The sequence below is a fragment of the Bradyrhizobium sp. genome, from assembly GCF_016462955.1.
In the GTDB taxonomy this organism is placed as follows: Bacteria; Pseudomonadota; Alphaproteobacteria; order Rhizobiales; family Xanthobacteraceae; genus Bradyrhizobium.
The window spans coordinates 1-4,783 of record NZ_JAEMSD010000509.1 but is presented as its reverse complement, the minus strand read 5'-3'; the positions used below and the strand labels follow the sequence as shown (position 1 = coordinate 4,783).

Genomic DNA, 4,783 nt, shown 5'->3' with positions numbered 1-4,783 from the left:
GAACAAGACCAATCTCGACAAGCTGCTCGAGATGATCGCGCTCCAGGCCGAACTCCTCGACCTCAAGACCAATTCGGAGCGTCCGGCCGAGGGCACCGTGATCGAAGCCAAGCTCGATCGCGGCCGTGGTCCGGTCGCGACCGTGCTGGTCCAGCGCGGCACGCTTCGTGTCGGCGACATCATCGTCGCCGGCGCCGAAATGGGCCGTGTCCGCGCGCTGATCTCGGATCAGGGCGAGACGGTGCAGGAAGCCGGTCCCTCTGTGCCGGTCGAAGTGCTCGGCTTCAACGGCCCGCCGGAGGCCGGCGACCGCCTCGCCGTGGTCGAGAACGAAGCCCGCGCCCGTCAGGTCACCAGCTACCGCGCGCACCAGAAGCGCGAGAACGCGGCTGCCTCGATCTCCGGCATGCGCGGCTCGCTCGAGCAGATGATGTCGCAATTGAAGACCGCGGGCCGCAAGGAATTCCCGCTGATCATCAAGGCCGACGTGCAGGGCTCGCTGGAAGCGATCCTCGGCTCGCTGGAGAAGCTCGGCACCGACGAAGTCGCCGCCCGCATCCTGCATGCCGGCGTCGGCGGCATCTCGGAATCGGACGTGACGCTCGCGGAAGGCTTCAACGCCGCGATCATCGGCTTCTCGGTTCGTGCCAACAAGGAGGCCGCTGCGGCCGCCAAGCGCAACGGCATCGAGATCCGCTATTACAACATCATCTACGACCTCGTGGACGACGTGAAGAAGGCGATGAGCGGCCTGCTCGCGCCGACCTTGCGCGAAACCATGCTGGGCAACGCCTCGATCCTGGAGATCTTCAACATCTCCAAGGTCGGCAAGGTCGCCGGCTGCCGCGTCACCGACGGCACCGTGGAACGCGGCGCCAATGTGCGCCTGATCCGCGACAACGTCGTCGTGCACGAAGGCAAGCTGTCGACGCTGAAGCGCTTCAAGGACGAAGTGAAGGAAGTCCAGTCCGGTCAGGAATGCGGCATGGCCTTCGAGAACTATCACGACATGCGTGCCGGTGACGTGATCGAGTGTTATCGCGTGGAGACGATCCAGCGCTCCCTGTAAGTCCAAATCTTACCGAAGCGTCCGGATCTTTTTGAACTGAAATTGCGGGAGTGCGATGGCCGGATTTTTCCGGCCATCCGCCCCTCTTCGTTTCAACAGGACAAATGACAGTGCCCGTGTCCAAGGGATGCGGGCATGACGAGGTGATTTCTAGAAAATGCCACGCCATCATCAGAAGAAGAGTTCCGTGCCCGGCGGAGGCTCGCAACGTCAGTTGCGCGTCGGCGAGCAGGTTCGCCACGCGATGGCCGAGATTCTGGCGCAAGGCAACGTGCATGATGCCGATCTCGAAGGTCACATCATCACCGTGCCGGAGGTGCGGATGTCGCCCGACCTGAAGCTCGCGACGGTCTACGTGATGCCGCTCGGTGGCCGCGACACCGAGATCGTCATCGCTGCGCTCGAGCGCAACAAGAAGTTCCTGCGCGGCGAGGTCGCGCGGCGCGTTAACCTGAAATTTGCACCTGACATTCGCTTCCGCGTCGACGAGCGATTCGACGAAGCGGAACGAATCGAGAAGCTTTTGCGAACACCTGCGGTGCAGAAGGACTTGGACAAGGATCCGGACAAGGATCTGGAACAGAATCCGGCTTCGGATCGGGAAGAAAAGCAATGACGATGGACCCGGCTCACGGCACGGTCGACGGCAACGACGCCGATCAGCGCGATGTGCAGAAGAATGATTTCGCGGACATGGGCGGCAAGTCTCAGCCCCATCAGGAGCCGCGCCGCGTCAACAACGATCCGCGCGCCAAGCAGCAGAGGGGCAACCAGGTTCGCCGCGACCGGCGCGACGTCCATGGCTGGGTCGTGCTCGACAAGCCGATCGGCATGACCTCGACGCAGGCGGTCGCCGTGCTCAAGCGCCTTTTCAATGCCAAGCGCGCCGGACACGCCGGCACGCTCGATCCGCTCGCCTCGGGGGGCTTGCCGATCGCGCTCGGCGAAGCCACCAAGACCGTTCCCTTCGTGATGGACGGCCGCAAGCGCTACCGTTTCACGGTGTGCTGGGGCGCAGAGCGCGACACCGACGACATCGAGGGCCGGGTGACCGCGACCTCCGACCAGCGCCCGACCCGGGAGGAGATCCTGGCGCTGCTGCCCCGCTTCACCGGGGTGATCGAGCAGATCCCACCGCGCTATTCGGCGATCAAGGTCCAGGGCGAACGCGCCTATGACCTCGCGCGCGACGGCGAGATCGTGGAACTGGCCCCCCGCCCGGTCGAAATTCACCATTTAACCCTTGTCGATCAACCCGATAGCGACCGGGCCGTATTCGAGGCCGAGTGCGGCAAGGGCACCTATGTCCGGGCGCTGGCCAGGGATATGGGCCGGATTCTGGGCACTTACGGCCATATTTGCGCGCTCAGGCGCACTCTGGTCGGCCCATTTGGCGAGAACGACATGATTCCGCTGGATCAGTTGGAGGCTTTGTGCGATAGAGCCGCGTCCGGCGAGGGAAGCCTCGCCGACGCGCTTTTGCCCGTTGAGACCGCGCTGGACGACATCCCGGCACTGGCCGTCACTCGGGCTGATGCGGCAAGGCTCCATCGGGGCCAGGCCGTTTTGTTGCGCGGACGGGATGCGCCCACTTGTAGCGGCACAGTCTATGTCACGGTGGCAGGCCGTCTTTTGGCGCTTGCCGAAGTCGGCAACGGCGAAATCATCCCCAAGCGTGTGTTCAACCTGACCGGCGTGACTGCCAGCCCCGGTCGCAACGAGAGAAATTGACGATGTCGATTGCCGCAGAACGCAAAGCGGAAGTCATCAAGACGAATGCCACCAAGGCCGGCGACACCGGCTCGCCCGAGGTTCAGGTCGCGATCCTCTCGGAACGCATCAACAACCTCACCAACCATTTCAAGACCCACGTGAAGGACAACCATTCGCGTCGCGGCCTCTTGAAGCTGGTCTCGACCCGCCGCTCGCTCCTCGACTATCTCAAGAAGAAGGACGAGGCGCGGTACAAGGCGCTGCTCGAGAAGCACAATATTCGTCGTTAAGTGTTCCTGCGCGCGCCACTGGCGCGCGTTTTCGTGCGTGGTTTCGAACGAGAATCGTTTCTTTGAAGGTTTTTGATCGAGGCTGCGTGCGCGTCGGATGCAAGCCGTTGTCGGCGAGCATCCGGGCATGAACAGCGAAGACCGCGGTTCGGTATTCGCGCTCGTGCCGACTGACAGTCCAGCAGCAATCCGGCGGCTGGGCACAACGGGCAAGGCGCCCGTATGACCCGAAAGGATGGACGCCATCCGACATTCAAAAACCATGGCAGGATCGCAGGACGCTGATCATCCGCTCCGATCAGCGTCCCGCAATCTTGCGCATGGTTTTTGTTTTTGGAAGCGTCCCTTCTTTCGAGAAACCATGAAAGAAGACCTCTATGTTCAATAAGCATTCAGTCGAGATCGACTGGGGCGGACGCCCACTCAAGCTCGAAACCGGCAAGATCGCCCGCCAGGCCGACGGTGCCGTTGTCGCCACCTATGGCGAGACCGTGGTGCTCGCCACCGTTGTCGCGGCGAAGGCGCCGCGCGAAGGCGTCGATTTCCTGCCGCTGACCGTCGACTACCAGGAAAAGACCTACGCCGCGGGCCGCATTCCCGGCGGCTATTTCAAGCGCGAGGGCCGTCCGACCGAGAAGGAGACGCTGGTCTCCCGCCTGATCGACCGTCCGATCCGTCCGCTGTTCGTCGACGGCTGGCGCAACGAAACCCAGGTGATCGTCACCGTGCTGTCGCACGACATGGAGAACGACCCTGACATCGTCGCTCTGGTGGCCTCGTCGGCCGCGCTGACCTTGTCGGGCGCTCCGTTCAAGGGCCCGATCGGCGCAGCCCGCGTCGGCTTCGCCAATGACGAGTTCATCCTCAACCCGACCCTCGACGAGATGGTCGACACCCAGCTCGACCTCGTCGTCGCCGGCACTGCCGACGCCGTGCTGATGGTGGAATCGGAAGCCAAGGAGCTGAACGAGGACATCATGCTCGGCGCCGTGATGTTCGGTCACCGCCACTTCCAGCCCGTCATCAAGGCCATCATCGAGCTGGCCGAGAAGGCCGCCAAGGAGCCGCGCGAAGTCACCGTCATCGACAATGCCGCGCTCGAGAAAGAGATGCTCGGCCTCGTCGAGCAGGAGCTGCGCGCCGCCTACGCCATTCCGGTCAAGCAGGATCGCTACGCTGCGGTCGGCAAGGTCAAGGAAAAGGTGATGGCCCATTACTTCCCCGAAGGGCAGGAGCCGAAATACGACAAGCTCCGGATCGCCGGCGTGTTCAAGGAGCTCGAAGCCAAGATCGTTCGCTGGAACATCCTGGACACCGGCAAGCGTATCGACGGCCGCGACAGCAAGACCGTGCGCAACATCGTCGCCGAAGTCGGCGTGCTGCCGCGCGCTCACGGCTCGGCGCTGTTCACCCGCGGCGAGACCCAGGCGATGGTGGTGACCACGCTCGGCACCGGTGAGGACGAGCAGTATATCGACGCGCTGTCGGGAACGTACAAAGAGACCTTCCTGCTGCACTACAACTTCCCGCCCTATTCGGTCGGCGAGACCGGCCGCCTCGGCGGCACCAAGCGCCGCGAGATCGGCCATGGCAAGCTCGCCTGGCGCGCGATCCATCCGGTGCTGCCGCCGCACCATGAATTCCCCTACACGGTGCGCGTGGTGTCGGAGATCACCGACTCCAACGGCTCGTCGTCGATGGCTTCGGTCTG

General features: G+C 63.4%; 5 protein-coding genes. All 5 read left to right on the top strand.

Annotated features, from left to right (window positions below; all coding sequences use genetic code 11):
- Positions 1–1,069 (top strand): translation initiation factor IF-2 (gene infB, locus JHD07_RS33050; protein ID WP_291629771.1); only part of this gene is annotated, 1,069 nt, incomplete at its 5' end.
- A 157-nt stretch (positions 1,070–1,226) separates the two neighbouring features.
- Positions 1,227–1,685, top strand: coding sequence for a 30S ribosome-binding factor RbfA (gene rbfA / locus JHD07_RS33045; protein ID WP_291629769.1), 459 nt, complete (start codon positions 1,227–1,229; stop codon positions 1,683–1,685).
- Positions 1,682–2,800 carry a tRNA pseudouridine(55) synthase TruB gene (truB, locus tag JHD07_RS33040; protein ID WP_291629767.1) on the top strand — a complete coding sequence of 373 codons (1,119 nt, stop codon included), beginning with the start codon at positions 1,682–1,684 and terminating at the stop codon, positions 2,798–2,800. The genes rbfA and truB overlap by 4 nt, the downstream gene beginning before the upstream one ends.
- Before the next feature lie 2 nt (positions 2,801–2,802).
- On the top strand, positions 2,803–3,072 hold the full coding sequence (rpsO, locus tag JHD07_RS33035) for a 30S ribosomal protein S15 (RefSeq protein WP_008540131.1): 270 nt from the start codon (positions 2,803–2,805) through the stop codon (positions 3,070–3,072).
- A gap of 377 nt (positions 3,073–3,449) precedes the next feature.
- Positions 3,450–4,783 (top strand): polyribonucleotide nucleotidyltransferase (pnp, locus tag JHD07_RS33030; RefSeq protein ID WP_291629758.1); only part of this gene is annotated, 1,334 nt, incomplete at its 3' end.